Below are 18,048 nucleotides of genomic sequence, written 5' to 3'. Positions count from 1 at the left end.
GTAGCGGGAAGGCGGCATCGGCAAGCTTAAGGCCAGACCAGAATGCGGTAACTTACGCGATGTTGTCGGCGTCGGAGCGCTCGTCGCGGGACAGGTTAATGCCCAGGGACGGCGAGTCCATGTCGTCATCATCAGATCCGGACAGTTCCATCGGCGTGCCGTCGGTGGAGAGGACCTCCACGTTGAGGCACAGCGACTGCAGCTCCTTGAGCAACACCTTGAAGGACTCCGGGATGCCCGGATCCGGGATGTTGTCGCCCTTGACGATGGCTTCGTAGACCTTGACACGGCCGACGACGTCATCCGACTTGATGGTGAGCAGCTCCTGCAGGGTGTAGGCAGCGCCGTAGGCCTGCATTGCCCACACCTCCATCTCGCCGAAGCGCTGGCCACCAAACTGAGCCTTACCACCCAGCGGCTGCTGAGTAATCATGGAGTACGGGCCGGTGGAACGAGCGTGAATCTTCTCGTCGACGAGGTGGTGCAGCTTGAGCATGTACATGTAGCCGACGGAAACCGGGTACTTGTACGGCTCGCCGGAGCGGCCGTCGAAGAGGCGGGCCTTGCCGTGCTCATCAACCATGACGTCGCCGTCACGGTTCGGCTTCGAGGAAGCCAGCAGGCGGGAGATCTCCTCGTTGGAGGCACCGTCGAAGACCGGGGTTGCGGTGAGCGACTCCGGCGGAACGTCGTAAAGCTCCTCCGGCAGCTTCTTCAGCAGGTCAGCGTTAGCCGGATCGTCGACGTCGACCTTCCAGCCAGCGTGTGCCAGCCAGCCGAGATGAACCTCGAGGACCTGGCCGATGTTCATACGACGCGGGACACCGTGGGTGTTGAGGATGATGTCGACCGGGGTGCCATCCTCCATGAACGGCATATCCTCCGGCGGCAGGATCTTGCCCACGACACCCTTGTTGCCGTGGCGGCCGGCGAGCTTATCGCCATCCTGGACCTTGCGCTTCTGAGCGACGTAGACGCGGATCATCTCGTTCACGCCCGGCGCCAGCTCATCGTCATCCTCGCGGGAGAAGCGAGCAACGCCGATGACCTTGCCTACCTCACCGTGCGGAACCTTCATGGAGGTGTCGCGGACCTCGCGAGCCTTCTCACCGAAGATGGCGCGCAGCAGGCGCTCTTCCGGCGTGAGCTCGGTCTCGCCCTTCGGGGTGACCTTACCGACCAGGATGTCGCCCGGGCGGACGTCCGCACCGATGCGAATGATGCCGCGGTCGTCGAGGTCGCGCAGGACGTCCTCGGAGACGTTCGGGATTTCACGGGTGATTTCCTCGGCACCGAGCTTGGTGTCGCGGGCATCGATCTCGTGCTCCTCGATGTGGATAGAGGTCAGGATGTCCTCTTCCACGACGCGCTGGTTGAGGATGATGGCGTCCTCGTAGTTGTGGCCTTCCCACGGCATGAACGCCACGAGAAGGTTGCGGCCCAGCGACATTTCGCCGTTGTGGGTACCCGGACCATCAGCCAGCACCTGGCCTGCCTCGACGCGGTCGCCGAGGGAGACGAGCGGGGTCTGGTTGTAGTTCGTGCCCTGGTTGGTGCGCTCGAACTTGCGCAGGACGTAGGTGTCACGCACACCCTCGTCATCCATGATGGTGATCATGTCTGCGGAGACGTTCTCGACCACGCCGGCCTTCGGGGTGATGATGACGTCACCCGCGTCGTAGGCCGCGCGCAGCTCCATGCCGGTACCGACGTACGCGGCCTCGGAGCGCAGCAGCGGCACAGCCTGACGCTGCATGTTCGCACCCATGAGGGCGCGGTTAGCGTCGTCGTGCTCGAGGAACGGAATCATGGCCGTTGCAACGGAGACCATCTGGCGCGGGGACACGTCCACGTAATCGACGCCGGAAGCGTCGGTCACTCCGATATCGCCGTCCTTGAGGCGGACCTCAATACGGGTTTCGGTGATCGTGCCGTCAGCGTCGTGCTCGACCTCGGCCTGCGCAATTGCGTAACGGTCCTCTTCATCAGCGGTGAGGTACTCGACTTGGCCGGTGATCTTGCCGTCAACGACCTTGTTGTACGGGGTCTCGATGAAGCCGAAGGCGTTGACGCGTGCGTACGACGCGAGCGAGCCGATGAGGCCAATGTTCGGACCCTCGGGAGTCTCGATCGGGCACATGCGGCCGTAGTGCGACGGGTGAACGTCGCGGACCTCAATGCCGGCGCGCTCACGCGACAGGCCGCCCGGGCCCAGTGCGGAGAGGCGACGCTTGTGCGTGAGACCAGACAGCGAGTTGTTGTGGTCCATGAACTGCGACAGCTGGGAGGTACCGAAGAACTCGCGGATAGCCGCGGAGACCGGACGGACGTTGATCAGCGAAGTAGGGGTGATGGACTCGGCATCCTGGGTGGTCATGCGCTCGCGCACGACGCGCTCCATACGGGACAGGCCCACGCGAACCTGGTTCTGGATGAGCTCGCCCACGGTGCGCAGACGACGGTTACCGAAGTGGTCGATGTCGTCCGTGTGGAGAGGGATCATCTCGCCGTTCGGCGCCTTCATCTCGCGCTCGCCCGCGTGCAGGCGCACGAGGTACTCGAGGGTGACAGCGATGTCTTCCTCGGTCAGGGTCATGAGACCGTCGTGGTCGCCGCCCAGGCCCAGCTTGCGGTTGACCTTGTAACGGCCGACCTTAGCGAGGTCATAACGCTTCGCACGGAAGAAGGAGTTCTCCAGCAGGGAGGTCGCAAGGTCGCGGGTGGGCTGCTCGCCCGGGCGCTGCTTGCGGTAGATCTCCAGCAGAGCCTCATCGGTGTTGGACACACCGTCGGACTCGAGGGTAGACATCATGAGCTCGGAGAAGCCGAAGCGCTCGCGGATCTGCTCTTCGGTCCACCCCAGGGCCTTGAGCAGCACCGTCACCGGCTGGCGACGCTTGCGGTCGATACGGACGCCGACGGTGTCGCGCTTGTCCACGTCGAACTCGAGCCATGCACCGCGGGACGGGATGACCTTGACGGCGTGGAGCGGACGCTCCGTGGACTTATCGATGGAGCGGTCGAAGTAGACGCCCGGGGAACGCACCAGCTGGGAGACGATGACACGCTCGGTGCCGTTGACGATGAAGGTGCCCTTCTCCGTCATCATCGGGAAATCGCCGATGAACACCGTCTGGGTCTTGATCTCCTGGGTGTCATTGTTGATGAACTCTGCCGTCACATAAAGCGGCGCAGAGTAGTTAATGTCCTTTTCCTTGCATTCGTCGACGGTGTATTTCACCGGCTCGAAACGCGGCTCAGACAGGGACAGCGACATATTGCCGGAGTAGTCCTGGATGGGCGAAAGCTCTTCCAGGATGTCTTCCAGGCCGCTGGTCACGCGGGCGTCGGCGCCGCGCTCCTCCTGCTGCTTGGCGCGCCACTCGGGCGTGCCAATGAGCCAGGCGTAGGAATCAATTTGTACGTCGAGGAGGCCCGGAAGCGAAATGGGTTCGCTGATTTTCGCGAACGAGTAACGCTTCGGGGCTCCGGGAATATTAGCCACTGACTTGGTCTGGCGCGAGACTGCCAAGATGGGTCCTTCCAGCACCTCACGCGGAACCGGGATTCAACCACTCCGTTGCTGTGATTGGCCCGAAACCGCTGGTAGATTTAGCAATTGGTCTGCTGTGGAATCACTGTAAGAAAAGAGCACAAAATCACCTTGTCAAATGGGTTTTTGTACAAGGTGTCAGCGCACATCTGAAAATGATTCCAGCGCAACGAACTAGCATAGTTGAATTTCCGCCTATTGTCCAGCCCCACACATGGGTGCGACAAGGCGGTACTGGACCGCGCGGGGCGGCCATCTCACTTCACGCACGGGGCGCAGACTCTCGTCGCGCCGTCTCATGCGGTGTGCACTTCGGAAATATACCACCGCCCCCTGGAACCGATCCAAGACACGCCGGTCAGGGCCCGCCGTGGCACTTTCAGCCGTGACCGCCCGGCCGCTAGGATGGAACACCATGTTGCCAACCTCCCGCGTCGCCTCCGCCCTCCTGCTCGGAGTAGGTGTCGCCGGCCTTTCCGCCGGTCTCGCCGCTCCGGCCTTCATCGAGGCCGAGCCCACTCTGCCGCTCGATCTGGAGCACACGACGTGGACAATGACGGACGAGAACGCCACCACGCGCCTCCTCCAGGACGGCCGCCAGCTCCAGGTACCCGTCACCGCGCAATGGCACGTCGCGCTCCAGGAGCCCGCGGATGACGAGCAGGTCACCCTCCGCGTCGGCTCGTCGTGGATGCGCTCGAGCCTGCAGGAGGAAAAGGACCGCCTCATCACCGCGCAGGTCTGGTCCTACCCCATCGATCGCCTCACTGGCGACGCGCTTGCCGATGCCGCCGTGTCCCACACCATGGCTACTCCCGTCAGCACCGTTCCGGTCACCGGCCTGTGGTGGAAGTTCCCCGCCGGCGCGGAGAAAACCTCCTACGACGTATTCGATGAGACGCTGCGCGACTCCGCCCCCGCCGTCTTCGAAGAAGAGATGGAGATGGATGGGCGCACCGTCTATCGCTACCACCAGGACATCGAGCCCACGAACGTGGCAAAGAAGTACAACACCTATCAGACCATGCTCTCCGGCGAGGACGGCACGGAGTACCTCTTCCACTCCGCCCAGCGTGACTTCTACGTAGACAAAGTCTCAGGCATGATCGTGGACCTCGACGTATCCATCAAGGACTTCTACGCCAAGGACGACGGCGTGGAGACCCAGAACGCACTCACGTTCAACTCCTCCATCTCCGAGGAAGACACCCAAGCGTTCCTCGAGCAGACCAAGAAGTTCCACCACACGAACCTCATCCACTGGATCCGCTGGGGCCTCCTCGGTGCCGGCGCGCTCATCACGCTCATCGCACTCCTGGGCATCTTCGGCGTCTTTGGCACGCGCTCGCCCAAGCAGCCAAAGCCTGCCGCAGCCCCCGCCGCCGAGTAGCGAGGAAACTCACGACAACGAAGCCGTCAGATCCGCGTGGATCTAACGGCTTCGTTGTTCTGAAATCCAGCTCTGGCTAGGCCTGGTCTTCTTCGGCGCGTGCGGCCTCGCGCTGCGCTTCCTGCTGCGCCTCGTATTCCTCGAGATTCCGGAAGCCGATGCCCAGCGGCAGGCCCACGTTGTCGATGAGCCGCACGCCGCCCACGGTCGCCGCGACAAGGAGGCGGGCGTCACCCTGTTCCGGCGCCGGTCCCAAGTCACGGCCGCGGACCTCGAGGTACTCGGGCTCCACCCCGGCCGCCCCGAGCACGGAGCGCGCCACGTCGAGGACAGCCTCCGCGCCGTGCTCCGCGGCATGGGCCCCAGCGGTGAGCGCCGCCGAGAGCGCCTCCGCCTGCTCGCGCGCGTCCTCGGCCACGCCCGCGTTGCGCAGGCTCATCGCCACCCCGTCCGGCATACGGACCGTAGGCACGCCCTGCAGGCGCACGCCCAGGTGCAGATCGTGGAGCGCCGCGTTGAGCGCGAGCAGCTCCTCGTAGTCTTTCTCCCCCGCCACGACGTCCGTCGCGCCCACGGCATTGATGAGCCGCAGCGCGCGCATGAGCGACGTCGCGAGTTCTGTCGTGTTTTCCAGGCCGTGGTCGACGGGCAGGACAAGCGTGCGCGGCGCGTCCGGGACGTAGACCCACACGACGTCGACGCCTTCGCGCGCGAGCAGCTCCTGGTCACCCTCTCCCAGCGTTTCCACCGCAACAATGACGATGCCGCCACGAATGGCCTCGGCCGCTCGGACGAGCGCCACGTGGCCTGCGTGAATGCCAGAACCCAGGGGGACAAGGACGATGGGCTTGCCCAGCTTTTTATAGGCCCGCGCAACCAACGCGACGCGAGACTCGTCGTCGAGGACCGTCGCCACGCCCAATTCGAAGCTCATCTGTTTTCCTCCTGTAGTGCCCACATCTCAATATCCTCAGCCTCTTCGACCTCGCCGAAGCGCCGCGCGACCTCCAAGTAGGAGCGCCGCAGACCCGGCTCGTGAATGTAGCCGTAGCCATCAATGACCTCCGCAGGGTCAATGTCCGCGCCCGGCTGAGTCTCCTCGTCCATGAGGAGCTCGACCTCCCGGCGCGCATCCGCGGTGAGCCGCGCGAGCATCTTCGCATACGCGACCCGGCTGGCCAACGTCGCACGCTCCGCATCGGTCTTCGCGATGGCGGTCGCGCCCATCTCTCCGAGCAGCAGCCCGGCGATGGTCTCCCCGAGCTCATCGAGCGTCGTCACGGCCCAGCGATTCACGCTCACGGGTGCGGCCGCCACGACCACGGCGCCGCGCGTCTCCAACGGGTCGAGGACCTGCACACCTGCGGCGAGCGCGGTGTGAATAACGATCTGCCCGTTCGCGATGTAGGTCTCCACGGCCTCGACAGCGCGCGGCAGCTGCGTCGCGTGGATAGCGAGGATGAGTGCCTCGACTTCCGCACAATCCGTGAGGGCGTCAATGCGCACGAGCGCGTGCCCAGCCGCAGCCAGCCCGGCCGCTAGCTCCTGGCCCGCCGCCGAGTCACCGAAGATCCCAATCCGCATGCGCGGTGCGGGCATCTACTTCCCCTTCTTCATCTGGGCCATGAGCTCCGCCACGGAGACCGCGCCCTCGCGGCCAGCGTCGCTGCGGCGACGGCCACGGCGTCCCGCAGCGGCCGCAGCGTCAGCCTTCTTCGCGTCCTGCGCTGAGTCCTGCGCTGAGTCCTGCCCGGCATCCTGTGCAGCGTCTGCGGCCTTGGCGTCCTGCGCCGTGGCCGGCTCCGTCTTCTTCGCCGCGGAATGCGCCGTGGTGGAGGCCTTCGGCGTCACGTTCGTGTCCACGCCGCCCTGGTCCCAGCGCACGGCCTGGAAGGAACCGGTGCTAAAGGTCGACTCGGGGCTGCGCTGCGTAGAGAACGTCGGCGCGTGCGGCGTCTGCTCAGAAACGAAGGACGCCGCGGACGCGGCCTGAGGCTTCGACGCAGTGTCCGCCTGAGGCGCGGATGCGGATGCAGATGAAGCAGCAGCAGTCTCCGGTGCCTCATGCGCACCGTGGCGACGGGTCGGAGTATCGGTGCCGGCGGCCTCGCGCTCGCGGATGAGCTCGGAGAGCGGGTTGTCGTGGCGCGAGCTGGCGCTGGGCTGGGTGCCGACGCGGCCCGCGATGGCATCGGCAGACGGCGCACCCGCGGAAGACTGGGTGAAGGCGACCTTGGGCTCCTCCGTCGCGCCGACCTTGTACTCAATCTCCGCAATGCGGCGGGCCTCGGCGTAGAGAGCGGCCGGCTCGTAGGTGAAGTCGCGGCCGGAGAGCTCCTCAAGCTGCGTGCGGATCTGTTGCAGCTCGTGCTTGATATCGGCAAGCAGCTCCGAATCGCCAGGCGTGGCGCCCTCAAGCGCGGACTTCTCGGCGCGGAGCTTATCCAGCTCGGCGGTGTAGAGCTCCTCGCGCAGGACGAGCTCCTGCTCGCGTTGCGCGGTCTCGCGGCGGTAGCGGGTAACGAGGAAGAAGCCCAGCACGGCGGCCCACAACGCGGCGACGAGCGCGAGCTTCATCGCTGCGGCAGAGCCCGAGATCAGCATCAAGATGGTCGCGACGACGGCGAGGACCACGAGCGCAATGAGCGCCCAGTGTGCGCGGGTGGTCGCGGTTCCGGACTCGGGCGCGGACTGCGCGCCGTCTTTGTCCGGGAATTCCTGCTGCTGTGTGGAAGTCATGGTCACCAACCTACCGTGTGCGTCCTTCGTGCCCGCACGCCCCACCCGCATGGATGGCAGGGCCTACGCGCATGTCCTAAGCCTTAAACCCTACCGCGTTTCCTCCCCCACAGTGCCCTTGAGCCGGGCGTGCCCACACACGGGGATGCACCCCCATTCGCGGACGCTTCGTGGTCGTGCGTCTCACCGACGCAGGTTCCAGGCACACAACGCGGTCCAGCACAAGGCCGTCGAGGTCCTCACCCGCACCGAGCGTGACGTCCTGCGCTAGGTGTCTACGCCGCCGCCCCATCCGCGGGCGGCGGTACCTCGCAGTAGCGTTCGAGGACAACGCCAGCCACCGCCATGGCAGCGCCGCCCAGCAGGCTGGCGAGAACACCGGGGACGTCCTCGGCCGCAGCCACGAGCTCGTGGGCATGCGGAATGACGTACACGGCCACGCCCGCATACGCCGCGCCCACGATGGCGCCGGTCCACGCGGACGCCTTGCCCAGCAGCATGAAGTTGGTAATCGTCATGGGGTTGAGCTGCGAGGTATCCAGCCCAATGCCGTGCGTATCGTCCTTCTTTGCTTCGCGCACGCGCCACGCCAGCACCGCGCACACAATGGCCATGAGCCACAGCGTGATGGAGACGGTGAGCGGGATGGTTCCCATGTAGCCGTAGAGCCGCGGGATAACGATGGCGACGGCGGCCGCCACAAACACGGCGGTGCCACTAAGCGCAGGCAAAGACGTACGTTGCATCTAGAGCTCCTCGATGGGCCCCAAGGGACGAATGGCAGCGACCTCTTCTGGGTCAAGATCCGCGATAAGCGTGTCTAGCGGGGTGCCCGCCAGCGTCGCATCAGGATCCGCCGCCAGCCACGGCACGAGCACGAAGGCGCGCTCGCGGGCATACGGGTGCGGAACCACAAGGCGCGGGTCCGTCGACGTAAACGACGAGATGTCCACGATGTCCACGTCCAGCGTGCGCGGACCCCACTTCTGGATGCGCTTGCGCTCCGCCGCCGCCTCGAGGCGCTGGCCACGACGCAGCAGACCGAGCGGCGTTTCTTCAACCTCGACGATGAGCACGGCATTCAAGAACTCGTCTTGGTTCTCCACGCCCCACGGCGGGGTGGCATAGACCGGCGAGGCCGCCACAATCTGGCCGGCGAACTCGTCAAAGACGCTGCGCAGCAGCGCCACGCGATCGTCCATGTTGGACCCGATAGACAGGACTGCGCGCATGCTTTACTTCCCCTTTCGGGAACGGCGCGCCACGACCGCGACATCGCCAAACGTGCGCGGGATGGGCGCCTTGGGTTTATGAATGGTGACCTCTACAGCATAAAGCTCTTCAAAGCGTCGCATGGCGGCATTGGCCACGTCCGTGGCGACCGTCTCGATGAGGTCCCGCGCAGGTCCCTCCACGACCTCCGCCGCGACCTCTGCGAGCTCCGCGTAATTGATGGTCTTTGTGAGGTCATCGTCCGCCGCCGCCTCCGCAAAGTTGAGCCAGCACGTGATATCCACGATAAACGGCTGCCCCGTGCGCTTCTCCTCGTCAAAGACACCGTGGTAGCCGAAGCACTCCAGGCCGGTGAGTTCAATACGGTCTGCCATTATTTCGCCTTTCCTAGCGCCGTCGTTGCTACTGTCCCGTGGTCCGCACCGTTCGCATAGCTTCCCGATGCCCCCTCTCCTCCCGCGTAGTCCTTCCCCCGCGCCCAGGCTGCCGCCACATCCACGGCATCGCGCGAGGCACCCACCTCGTGGACGCGCACGCCCCACGCGCCGAGGTGCGCCGAAATCGCCGTCACCGCCGCCGTCGCCGGGTCTGCAAGCAGCGGATTGGACTCCGCGCCGCGGTCCGCACGCACGGCGGCGAGGAAGCGCTTGCGCGAGGCTCCCACGAGCAACGGGAACGGTCCGTCCAGGAATTCCGGCAGCGCGTGGAGCAGCGCCCAGTTATCCTGTGGGCTCTTCGCAAACCCCAAACCCGGGTCGAGCACAATCGCGTCCTCGCGCACGCCCGCCTTTACCGCGGCCGCGACGAGTTCGTCGAAGACCTGGTGCACATCGCGCACGACATCCCCGCCGTGGTTCGCGGTGCCCGCCGCGGAGCCAAACTTCTCAGTCCGCCAGTGCATGAGGCACACCGTCCGGCCCGCATCCGCCATCGCGGCGAACATCTCCGGATCCGCGAGGCCGCCCGAGACGTCGTTGACCATATCCACGCCCGCTGCAGCCGCCGCGGCCGCCGTCGCCGCACGCATGGTGTCCACAGACGTGCGAATACCCTCCGCATGCAGCGCCTCGATCACCGGCACGACGCGCTCGATCTCGTCGCGCTCCTCCACGCGCACCGCGCCCGGACGCGTGGACTCACCGCCCACGTCGATCATGTCCGCGCCCGCCGCGACGAGCTCGCGCGCGTGCGCAATCGCCGTCTCGTGGTTTAACCATCGCCCGCCATCGGAGAACGAGTCCTCCGTGACGTTGACGATTCCCATGACCAACGTCCTCCCCGGGACACTCACATCACTCACGCGGGCTGCCGGCTGCATGTTCTTCCTTTCGTTCAAAGCTGTCAAAGCATTCACGTCGCACTGCATGTACTTAAAAGCGGCCACACGCTCACGCGTCCGGCCGCCTGGGATTAACTGCGGATAAGGCTCATCACTTCCGCGCGCGAGGCGGCGTTCTTCTTAAAGCCGCCGCGCACCGCCGAGGTCGTCGTGGTCGAGCCCGGCTTACGGATGCCGCGCGCCGCCATGCACAAGTGCTCGCACTCGATGACCACGATGGCCGACTGCGCGCCGAGCTTGTCCATGAGCGCGTTCGCAATCTGGCTCGTGAGCCTCTCCTGCACCTGCGGGCGCTTAGCGTACATATCCGCCAAACGCGCCAGCTTCGACAGGCCGGTCACGTGGCCGTCCTTGCCCGGGATGTACCCGATGTGCGCCTTGCCGTAGAACGGCAGCAAGTGATGCTCGCACGTCGAATAAATCGGGATATCACGCACGAGCACGAGCTCCTGGTGGCCCTCCGCGAACGTCTTCGCCAGCACCGCCGTCGGGTCCTCATGCAGGCCCGCGAACGTCTCGCGGTACGCCCGCGCCACTCGCGCCGGCGTTTCCTGCAGACCCTCGCGGTCCGGGTCTTCGCCCACCGCAATGAGCAGCTCACGCACCGCGGCCTCCGCGCGCTCCTGGTCGAACGCACGCACCGCCGGGATGTCCGGGGTCGCGCCGCCCTCCGCTGCGTCGGTCAGGGCCTCGGTCAGGGCGTCGCTCCCAGCGGTAGCCTCCGGATTAGTCATTCTTCTCTCCCTTGCTGTCCGCGGAGCCATCGGCGTATGGATTCTTCGGCGCGTCCTGGCTGCCCCACGGGCGTGCCCAGTCGCGCGGAAGCTCCTTGGTCTCTTCCGGCTGCGCGTCCTCAGCGCTCGGCTTGTGGTGGCGACCCCGCGGCGCGGCGTCGCGCACGACCGGAATCTCCGTCGTCTTATCGGTGCTCGGGCTCGGCTTCACCGGCTCCGAAGGCTCAACAACCTCCGGCTCGGAGGCAACCGTGGACGGCTCCGAAGCGGAAGCCTCGGGCGCGGGAGCCTCCGGTGCCGGCGCGGCGGGGGCATCGGCAAGCTCGATCGGCTCTTGGGTGGACTCGGGCTCGGTGCCCTCGGTGTAATCGTCGACGATATCGCCGGCGTCGCGGCCGAAGTTAAAGCCGTATTCCTCGTCGTCGCCGACGGCCAGAACCTTGCCGGCCAGGCGGCGCTCGCGTGCGGCGCGAGTGGCGTCGAGCAGGGTGCGGCGCTTGGGCAGCACCTCGCCGCGCTCTTCGGCAAGCTCGACCGGAGTCTTAATGGGCTCGCGGCCAGCCTGCTGCGGGAAGCGCTCGTCTTCGCCCTCGAAGACGTCGAAGGACTCGCGCGGCACGATGCCGTCGAAGACGCCCTCGAGGTCCGGGCGGCGCAGCGTCTCCTTTTCGAGGAGCAGCTCCACCAGCTTATCCAGGTAATCGCGGTGCTCCGCAAGGATGGCGTAGGCCTGTTCGTGCGCACGGTCGAGCAGGTAGTGCATCTGCTCGTCGATGCGCTTGGCGACGTCGTCCGAGTACTCGATGGAGCCGCCGGCCCCACCGTAGGCAAACGGGTCTCCCTGTTCCTGACCGTACTTCACGGTGCCAAGCTCCGGGCTAAAGCCGTACTCGGTGAGCATGGCACGCGCGATCTTCGTGGCGTTCTCGATATCCGAGGACGCACCCGTGGTAGGCGCGCCGAAGACGAGCTCCTCCGCGGCACGCCCGCCCAGGGCGAAGACGAGGCGCGCGAAGAGTTCGTCGCGCGTGTACATGCCCTTGTCGTCTTCCTGGGACGTCATGGCGTGGCCGCCGGTGCGACCACGCGCGAGGATGGTCACCTTATACACGCGCTCGATGTCTTTCATCGCCCACGCGGCGAGCGTGTGGCCGCCCTCGTGGTACGCGGTGACCTTCTTCTCGTGCTCGGAGATGATCTTGGACTGGCGGCGCGGGCCGCCCACCACGCGGTCCGTGGCCTCTTCCAACGCGTCCGCCGTAATGACATTTCCGCCGATGCGCGCCGTGAGCAGCGCCGCCTCGTTGAGGACGTTCGCCAGGTCCGCGCCGGACATACCGGCGGTACGCTTGGCCAGCTGCTTGACGTCGACATCTTTCGCCAAAGGTTTACCTTTGGCGTGGACCTCGAGAATCTTCTCGCGGCCGGCAAGATCCGGGTTGGTCACCGGGATCTGGCGGTCGAAGCGGCCCGGGCGCAGCAGCGCCTGGTCGAGGACGTCCGGGCGGTTGGTCGCCGCGATGAGGATGACGCCTTCGCGGTCGCCGAAGCCGTCCATCTCCACGAGGAGCTGGTTCAAAGTCTGCTCGCGCTCATCGTGGCCGCCGCCGGTACTAGCGCCACCGCGAGAACGACCCACGGCGTCGATCTCGTCAATGAAGACGATGCACGGCGACTGCGCCTTGGCCTGCTTGAACAGGTCGCGCACGCGGGAGGCACCGACACCGACGAACATCTCCACGAAGTCAGAGCCCGAGATGGAGAAGAACGGCACGCCCGCCTCGCCTGCGACGGCGCGCGCGAGCAGTGTCTTACCGGTGCCCGGAGGGCCGTAGAGCAGGACGCCGCGCGGAATCTTCGCGCCGAGCGCGTGGTAGCGTTCCGGGTCCTCGAGGAAGTCCTTGATCTCCATGAGCTCTTCCACGGCCTCGTCCGCACCGGCCACGTCCTCAAACGTGTTGGTGGGCATGTCCTTGGTGAGCTCCTTGGCCTTGGAGCCGCCAATGCCGAACAGGCCACCGGCGCCGCCCTGCATGCGCGACATAAAGAAGAAGAGCAGACCGAAGACGATGAGCATGGGCAGGATGAAAGAAATCATCGAGCCGATGAAGGACTCCTGCGTCACCTTGGTCTGGTACTTCTCCGCGCCGGAATCCTTCACGGCGTTGAAGACCTGCTCGGTGGCGCGGGCCGGGTACTTGGCGATGACCTCTTCGACGCCGTCGCGCTCCTCGACCCTGACGGGTTCGCGCAGCTTGAGACGAACCTGCTGCTCGCGGTCATCGATCTGGGCTTCCGCGACATTCTTGTCCTGCAATTGGGTCAACGCCACGGAGGTGTCGACCTGCATGTAGGAACGCGAGTCATTAGTAAAGAACGTAAACGCGTACAGCGCGATGAGCACGAGGCCCGCGATCGCGCCGTAGCGGACGATGCTGGAATTTTTCATTAAGAAGAGAGTCTAGTCCGAATATACTTCCGGCTTCAGCGTGCCCACGAACGGCAGGTCGCGGTAGTGCTCCGCGTAGTCGAGGCCGTAGCCCACGACAAACTCGTTGGGGATGTCGAAGCCGACGTCAAACATGTCAATCTCCACCTTGACAACCTCTGGCTTGCGCAGCAGCGTCACCACGTCAAGGTTGCGCGGGCGGCGGCCCTGCAGGTTGCGGATGAGCCAGCTGAGCGTGAGACCAGAGTCGATGATGTCCTCGACGATGAGGACGTCCTTACCCTGAATATCGCGGTCGAGGTCTTTCAAGATACGCACGACGCCCGAGCTCGACGTCGCGTTGCCGTAGGAGGACACCGCCATGAATTCCTGCTGGGACGGAATGCTGAGCGCACGCGCGAAGTCGGAGAGGAAGAACACCGCACCCTTGAGCACGCACACGAGGATGAGGTCTTCCTCGTTATCCGCGTACTTCGCGGAGACCTTGTCCGCCATCTCCTGCACGCGGGCTTTGATGGTCGCTTCGTCGAGAAGGACGGCTTCGAGGTCGTCGCCGTACGGGTTAGCCGGGACCCGAAAGTCCTTGGTGTCATGCATGAGGGGCTGGCTCCTTGGTTTTTACAGCTGATGCAATAGTGCCAGTTTGCCACCAACGCGCCTGACTTCCAACCTTGCGCCCACCGCAATGCCACCCTGGCCATGCCAATCCGTACACAGCTTTCCGATGCCCTCAATCCCCCACCCCGTCACCGGCGCCCCCGACGCCTGGAGCCAGGCGGCAATCGCGCGGCGGCGGCGCGCCGCAGGCAGGGCTGCGAGCTCGGCGCAATCATCGGTCGGCGCCGTATCTAACGCCACGTCGTCGTCCACCGTCTGCGCGGCCGCGCGCGCCAACGGGGCGACGGCGTCGCCGCCCACGATGTCGCCGAGCAACGGCAGGACTTCGCGGCGAATACGCACCCGCCGGAAGTCCGCGCGCTCGTTGTGCGGGTCGCGCCACGGCTCGACGCCAAGTTCTCTGCATGCGCCCTCCGTGTCAGCCCGGCGCGCCTCGAGCAGCGGGCGCAGCACCACACAGCCTTCGATCTCGGCGCGCGGCGCCATCCCGCCAGTCTGCCCCCGCAGGGCGGTGAGCAGCAGGGTCTCGGCCTGGTCCTCGGCGGTATGCGCGACGCAGACCGGCACGCCCTCGGCCGCGAGCGCTCGGTACCGCGCGACCCGCGCCTCCGCCTCGCCGCGCCCGGCGTCGACGGCGACGACCTTCGCGGCGAGTCCCCACGCGCGTGCCTGGCGCGCCGCCTCCTCCGAGACCGCGCGCGAGCCCTCCTGCAGCTGATGGTCGACGCACACGGCAACGATCTCGCCCCGCTTTTCCGCGGCGAGTGCCGCCGCCAACGCCAGCGAATCCGGCCCGCCCGACAGTCCCACGGAAAGCCGCGGATGCTCACGCGCGACGGACCGCACGGCCGCGCGCAGCCGCGCGAAATGCGGCGACTTCCGCGGCCAGAACGGACCCACTAGAACTCCCGCAAAGCCGAAGCCAGCTCATCCTGTGCCGCGCGCGCGGCCAGGATGTCGCCGTCGTTGACGAGGAACGCAAACGCAAAGACATGGCCCGACTGCCCCGGCACGATGCCCGTCAGCGCCGAGGTCCCCGTGAGCGTGCCCGTCTTCGCGCGCACGTAGCCGCGTCCCGCGAGATCCGTATACCGCGTGTACAGCGTGCCGTCGCCGCCGGCCACCGGCAGATAGCCAAGCAGCGGGCGCAGCGCGTCCTCCGTCGCCGCCTGGTTCATGATTCCCGCGAGCACGTCCGCCGGGATGCGGTTCACCTCGCTCAAGCCCGAGTTGTCTGCGATAAAGACCTGCGAGGTATCGACGCCGTGCTCGCCGAGCACCTCGAGCGTCGCCTCCGCAGCGCCCGCAAACGATGCCTCCTTGCCGCGCGCGACGGCGAGTTCGCGGCCGATAGCCTCGGCCATGACGTTATCCGAGTCCTTCCCGGCCTCCTCGGCGCGCACGGACAGCGGCTCGGACTCGATGGTCGCGACGGGTGCGGCGGCATCGGGAGCCTCGCTCATGCCCACCGTCGTCACGCCCAGGCGCTTGGCCAGCAGGTTCGCCACGTCGAGCGCCGGAGTGTGGCTGCGCGGCACGTCGCCCGTCGCCGCGCCCAGGCGTCCGCCGAAAACCATGGCCGGCTGCATCGGCGCGACGAAGCCGCCATCGACATTCTCCGGATCCCACCCCTTCGCCTGATCGTCGCCGGCCCACGCGCGTGTGTCGATGAACACCCCGCTCACCTCGGGCATGGCTTCCTTGATCTGCGCGGCCGCGGCGTCGAGTTGCGCGAGCGTGAGCCACACGTCGCCCGCGGCCTTGATGATGACCGCGTTATTGTCTCCGCGCACGATCTCCGTCGTAATCCGGTCATCCTCGCCCAGCTCCCACGTCGCCGCCGCGAGCGTGAGCACCTTCGTGCTCGACGCCGGAAGCAGCGCCTTAGCCCCGTCCTGGTCCCACACGACCTCCCCCGTCGCTGTGTCGATGACCTGGCCGCCGAAGTTACCCAAAGCCTCGTTATCGCGCGCAAGCTCGGTGAGGCGGCCTGCGACGTCGCCCAAAGGGGCATCGGCAGGCTGGGCGGGCTGGAGCGGATTCGCCGGCGCCGGCGCCTCAAAGGCCTGGCCGTGATCCAGGTCCCCGTAGGTGCGCTGGACCGCCACACCGGTCGCCGCCGTCGCCGCCACGGCCACAGCCACGACGCCGGCTGCGGACCACCACCACACACGCTTTGTACTCATTGCCTTAACCCTAGCGGGTATGATGTGAGCAGCAAACGCTAACCACTACTGACATGGAGGACAACCGTGAACGTTGAAGTCACCGTCGAGATCCCTAAGGGCTCCCGTAACAAGTACGAGGTCGACCACGAGACCGGCAAGGTTTACCTCGACCGCTACCTGTTTACCCCGATGGCCTACCCGGCTGACTACGGCTTCATCGACCAGACCCTCGGCGAAGACGGCGACCCGCTCGACGCCCTCGTCATCCTCCCGGAGCCGGTGTTCCCGGGCGTTATCGTAGAGGCTCGCATCCTCGGCGTATTCAAGATGACGGACGAGGCTGGCGGCGACGACAAGCTCCTCTGCGTCATCGACGACCCGCGCTGGGAGCGCTACCAGGACATCAACGATGTTGAGCAGTCCATCAAGGACGAGATCGAGCACTTCTTCGTCCACTACAAGGACCTGGAGCCCAACAAGGAAGTCACCGGCTCCGGCTGGGGCGACAAGGCCGAGGCTGAGAAGATCCTGCAGGAAGCTATCGAGCGCCACAAGTAAATCTTCGCTCTTACCCCGCTCCTTGGAGCGGGGTTTTCGCGTTTTAGTAGTCGCGGATCGGCCCGTCGAAGCCTCGAAATACGACGTGCCACGCGCTCGCGAGCTTATGCGCCCACGCGTTCCAATTCGGTGTGCGAGCCGTGGAGACCTGCTCCACGATCTCGTCGAGGTGGTGCGCGACGCAGCTGCCTGTATACCGCAGCGTCGTCCAGCCGCGCAGGACCGCGTCATTATTCTTCCAGTGGTCACGCACCACGGCTTGGCGGTCTTTGTGGAAGTCGAAGCCGTTGATCTCGATGGCGATCTTTTCCTTGGGCAGCACGAGGTCCCAGAAGTACGGGCCAATCTGGACGTTGCTCTCCACCTCGAGCCCACGCGCTTTAAGGGCGTGCGCCACCGTGATTTCCGCGCCGGAGTCCGTAAACAACGCGGCCGTTTTAAGGAACACGCGGCACTTCTTGGGCAGCGTGCCCACGTAGCTCAGGTGCCGCTCGAGCCGGTCCCGCCCGGTGCGGCCTGCGTACACCTTCTCCAGCAGCGCGTGTGCTTCCGGCTTCTCCATGACGCGCGTGGCGAGCACCGGCGTATGGACTCTGTGTCCAAGGAAATCGTGTGCGTTGAGGACCGTCGTGCGGTGGGCGACATAGTAGTCCGACTTTGCCATCAACCGTGGTGTTGCTACATCGAGCGGAAACGTAAGCGGTTGTTGCGCATAAATCTGCGCAGCGGTTCGGCCTGTGAAAACCGCCGTCGGATATTTCTCGGCAATGGCCTGGGCGACTATAGCCGGAGTGAGTTCGTTGTCGACGTAAAATCCTTTAGCAATACGGTGGCGTTGCATGTATTCCTCCCCCGAGATTTTTCAGTTGCCACTGCACAATAACTGGATTCCGACGGCCTCGCAGTGCAAGTCTTCCAGTTCGTTGCGAAAATTCATTCTAAATGGCAAGGAAATTTCTGATTTTCGCAAGGAACCAGGACGTTTGTGTGAGTTCCTTGCGAAAATCCTTTTGCCACAAGAATTTTGGGTGGTGTTTTCGCAAGGAACGGCCCGCGACTAAAGGGAGCCCACCCACTCAATGGAATTGGAGTCGCCATCGTATGGCCTTGGCCCCAGACGGTCTCGAACTCGACGTTGCGGTCCATCATGCCAAGGGCGAGTGCCAGGTTCATCTCGGTCGTCGCCGCGGTGTCGCCTTGTTTGATACCGGTGTGGATACGCCAGTTGGGTGCTGCCTCGGAGGAGTCGTAGCTAGAGGACGTGGGG

At 65.4% G+C, this 18,048-nt stretch carries 17 protein-coding genes; 3 read left to right on the top strand and 14 right to left on the bottom strand.

What is annotated here, in order from left to right; genetic code table 11:
- Nucleotides 1-52: 52 nt before the first annotated feature.
- Nucleotides 53-3,550 carry a DNA-directed RNA polymerase subunit beta gene (locus tag HMPREF3227_RS09295; protein ID WP_066492948.1) on the bottom strand — a complete coding sequence of 1,166 codons (3,498 nt, stop codon included), beginning with the start codon at nt 3,548-3,550 and terminating at the stop codon, nt 53-55.
- 418 nt (nt 3,551-3,968) lie between these two features.
- On the opposite strand from HMPREF3227_RS09295, the gene HMPREF3227_RS09290 reads away from it, so the two are divergent.
- Complete coding sequence (locus HMPREF3227_RS09290) at nt 3,969-4,943, top strand: cell envelope lipid trafficking protein PgfA (protein WP_066512455.1); 975 nt, start codon at nt 3,969-3,971, stop codon at nt 4,941-4,943.
- A gap of 76 nt (nt 4,944-5,019) precedes the next feature.
- On the opposite strand, the gene HMPREF3227_RS09285 is transcribed toward HMPREF3227_RS09290, so the two are convergent.
- From HMPREF3227_RS09285 to dacB, 12 genes are all read right to left on the bottom strand, one after another.
- Nucleotides 5,020-5,877, bottom strand: a complete 858-nt coding sequence (locus HMPREF3227_RS09285) for a pantoate--beta-alanine ligase (protein ID WP_066512452.1) — start codon at nt 5,875-5,877, stop codon at nt 5,020-5,022.
- Nucleotides 5,874-6,542 (bottom strand): 6PGD fold domain-containing protein, encoded by a 669-nt coding sequence (locus HMPREF3227_RS09280; RefSeq protein WP_066512449.1) that lies wholly within the window; start codon nt 6,540-6,542, stop codon nt 5,874-5,876. The genes HMPREF3227_RS09285 and HMPREF3227_RS09280 overlap by 4 nt, the downstream gene beginning before the upstream one ends.
- Nucleotides 6,543-7,682: a DUF6779 domain-containing protein gene (locus HMPREF3227_RS09275; protein ID WP_066512442.1), complete on the bottom strand. Its 1,140-nt coding sequence runs from the start codon at nt 7,680-7,682 to the stop codon at nt 6,543-6,545.
- A gap of 275 nt (nt 7,683-7,957) precedes the next feature.
- On the bottom strand, nt 7,958-8,428 hold the full coding sequence (locus HMPREF3227_RS09270; protein ID WP_066512440.1) for a DUF3180 domain-containing protein: 471 nt from the start codon (nt 8,426-8,428) through the stop codon (nt 7,958-7,960).
- Nucleotides 8,429-8,914: a 2-amino-4-hydroxy-6-hydroxymethyldihydropteridine diphosphokinase gene (gene folK / locus HMPREF3227_RS09265; RefSeq protein ID WP_066512434.1), complete on the bottom strand. Its 486-nt coding sequence runs from the start codon at nt 8,912-8,914 to the stop codon at nt 8,429-8,431.
- Between the two features lie 3 nt (nt 8,915-8,917).
- Nucleotides 8,918-9,289 carry a dihydroneopterin aldolase gene (folB, locus tag HMPREF3227_RS09260; RefSeq protein WP_066512430.1) on the bottom strand — a complete coding sequence of 124 codons (372 nt, stop codon included), beginning with the start codon at nt 9,287-9,289 and terminating at the stop codon, nt 8,918-8,920.
- Nucleotides 9,289-10,233, bottom strand: a complete 945-nt coding sequence (gene folP / locus HMPREF3227_RS09255) for a dihydropteroate synthase (RefSeq protein WP_066492926.1) — start codon at nt 10,231-10,233, stop codon at nt 9,289-9,291. The genes folB and folP overlap by 1 nt, the downstream gene beginning before the upstream one ends.
- Before the next feature lie 92 nt (nt 10,234-10,325).
- Nucleotides 10,326-10,988 (bottom strand): GTP cyclohydrolase I FolE, encoded by a 663-nt coding sequence (folE, locus tag HMPREF3227_RS09250; protein ID WP_082723330.1) that lies wholly within the window; start codon nt 10,986-10,988, stop codon nt 10,326-10,328.
- Nucleotides 10,981-13,437: an ATP-dependent zinc metalloprotease FtsH gene (ftsH, locus tag HMPREF3227_RS09245; RefSeq protein WP_066512429.1), complete on the bottom strand. Its 2,457-nt coding sequence runs from the start codon at nt 13,435-13,437 to the stop codon at nt 10,981-10,983. Before ftsH ends, folE begins: the two co-directional genes overlap by 8 nt.
- A gap of 12 nt (nt 13,438-13,449) precedes the next feature.
- On the bottom strand, nt 13,450-14,034 hold the full coding sequence (hpt, locus tag HMPREF3227_RS09240) for a hypoxanthine phosphoribosyltransferase (RefSeq protein ID WP_066492923.1): 585 nt from the start codon (nt 14,032-14,034) through the stop codon (nt 13,450-13,452).
- Between the two features lie 21 nt (nt 14,035-14,055).
- Nucleotides 14,056-14,955: a tRNA lysidine(34) synthetase TilS gene (gene tilS, locus HMPREF3227_RS09235; protein ID WP_066512427.1), complete on the bottom strand. Its 900-nt coding sequence runs from the start codon at nt 14,953-14,955 to the stop codon at nt 14,056-14,058.
- Nucleotides 14,955-16,241 carry a D-alanyl-D-alanine carboxypeptidase/D-alanyl-D-alanine endopeptidase gene (dacB, locus tag HMPREF3227_RS09230; protein WP_066512424.1) on the bottom strand — a complete coding sequence of 429 codons (1,287 nt, stop codon included), beginning with the start codon at nt 16,239-16,241 and terminating at the stop codon, nt 14,955-14,957. Before dacB ends, tilS begins: the two co-directional genes overlap by 1 nt.
- Before the next feature lie 66 nt (nt 16,242-16,307).
- On the opposite strand from dacB, the gene HMPREF3227_RS09225 reads away from it, so the two are divergent.
- Nucleotides 16,308-16,781: an inorganic diphosphatase gene (locus HMPREF3227_RS09225; protein ID WP_066492918.1), complete on the top strand. Its 474-nt coding sequence runs from the start codon at nt 16,308-16,310 to the stop codon at nt 16,779-16,781.
- Nucleotides 16,782-16,824: 43 nt separating this feature from the next.
- Here the strand turns inward: HMPREF3227_RS09225 and HMPREF3227_RS09220 are convergent, their stop codons facing one another.
- Nucleotides 16,825-17,622 carry an endonuclease domain-containing protein gene (locus HMPREF3227_RS09220; RefSeq protein ID WP_141629088.1) on the bottom strand — a complete coding sequence of 266 codons (798 nt, stop codon included), beginning with the start codon at nt 17,620-17,622 and terminating at the stop codon, nt 16,825-16,827.
- Here HMPREF3227_RS09220 and HMPREF3227_RS13355 point away from each other — a divergent pair.
- Nucleotides 17,621-17,842, top strand: a complete 222-nt coding sequence (locus HMPREF3227_RS13355; RefSeq protein ID WP_156452988.1) for a hypothetical protein — start codon at nt 17,621-17,623, stop codon at nt 17,840-17,842. The two genes, HMPREF3227_RS09220 and HMPREF3227_RS13355, sit on opposite strands and share 2 nt — an antisense overlap.
- Nucleotides 17,843-18,048 lie beyond the last annotated feature (206 nt).

Origin of the sequence: Corynebacterium sp. CMW7794, assembly GCF_001563605.1 — a bacterium.
Lineage (GTDB): Bacteria > Actinomycetota > Actinomycetes > Mycobacteriales > Mycobacteriaceae > Corynebacterium > Corynebacterium phoceense.
This window is presented reverse-complemented; position numbering and strand designations above follow the sequence as displayed.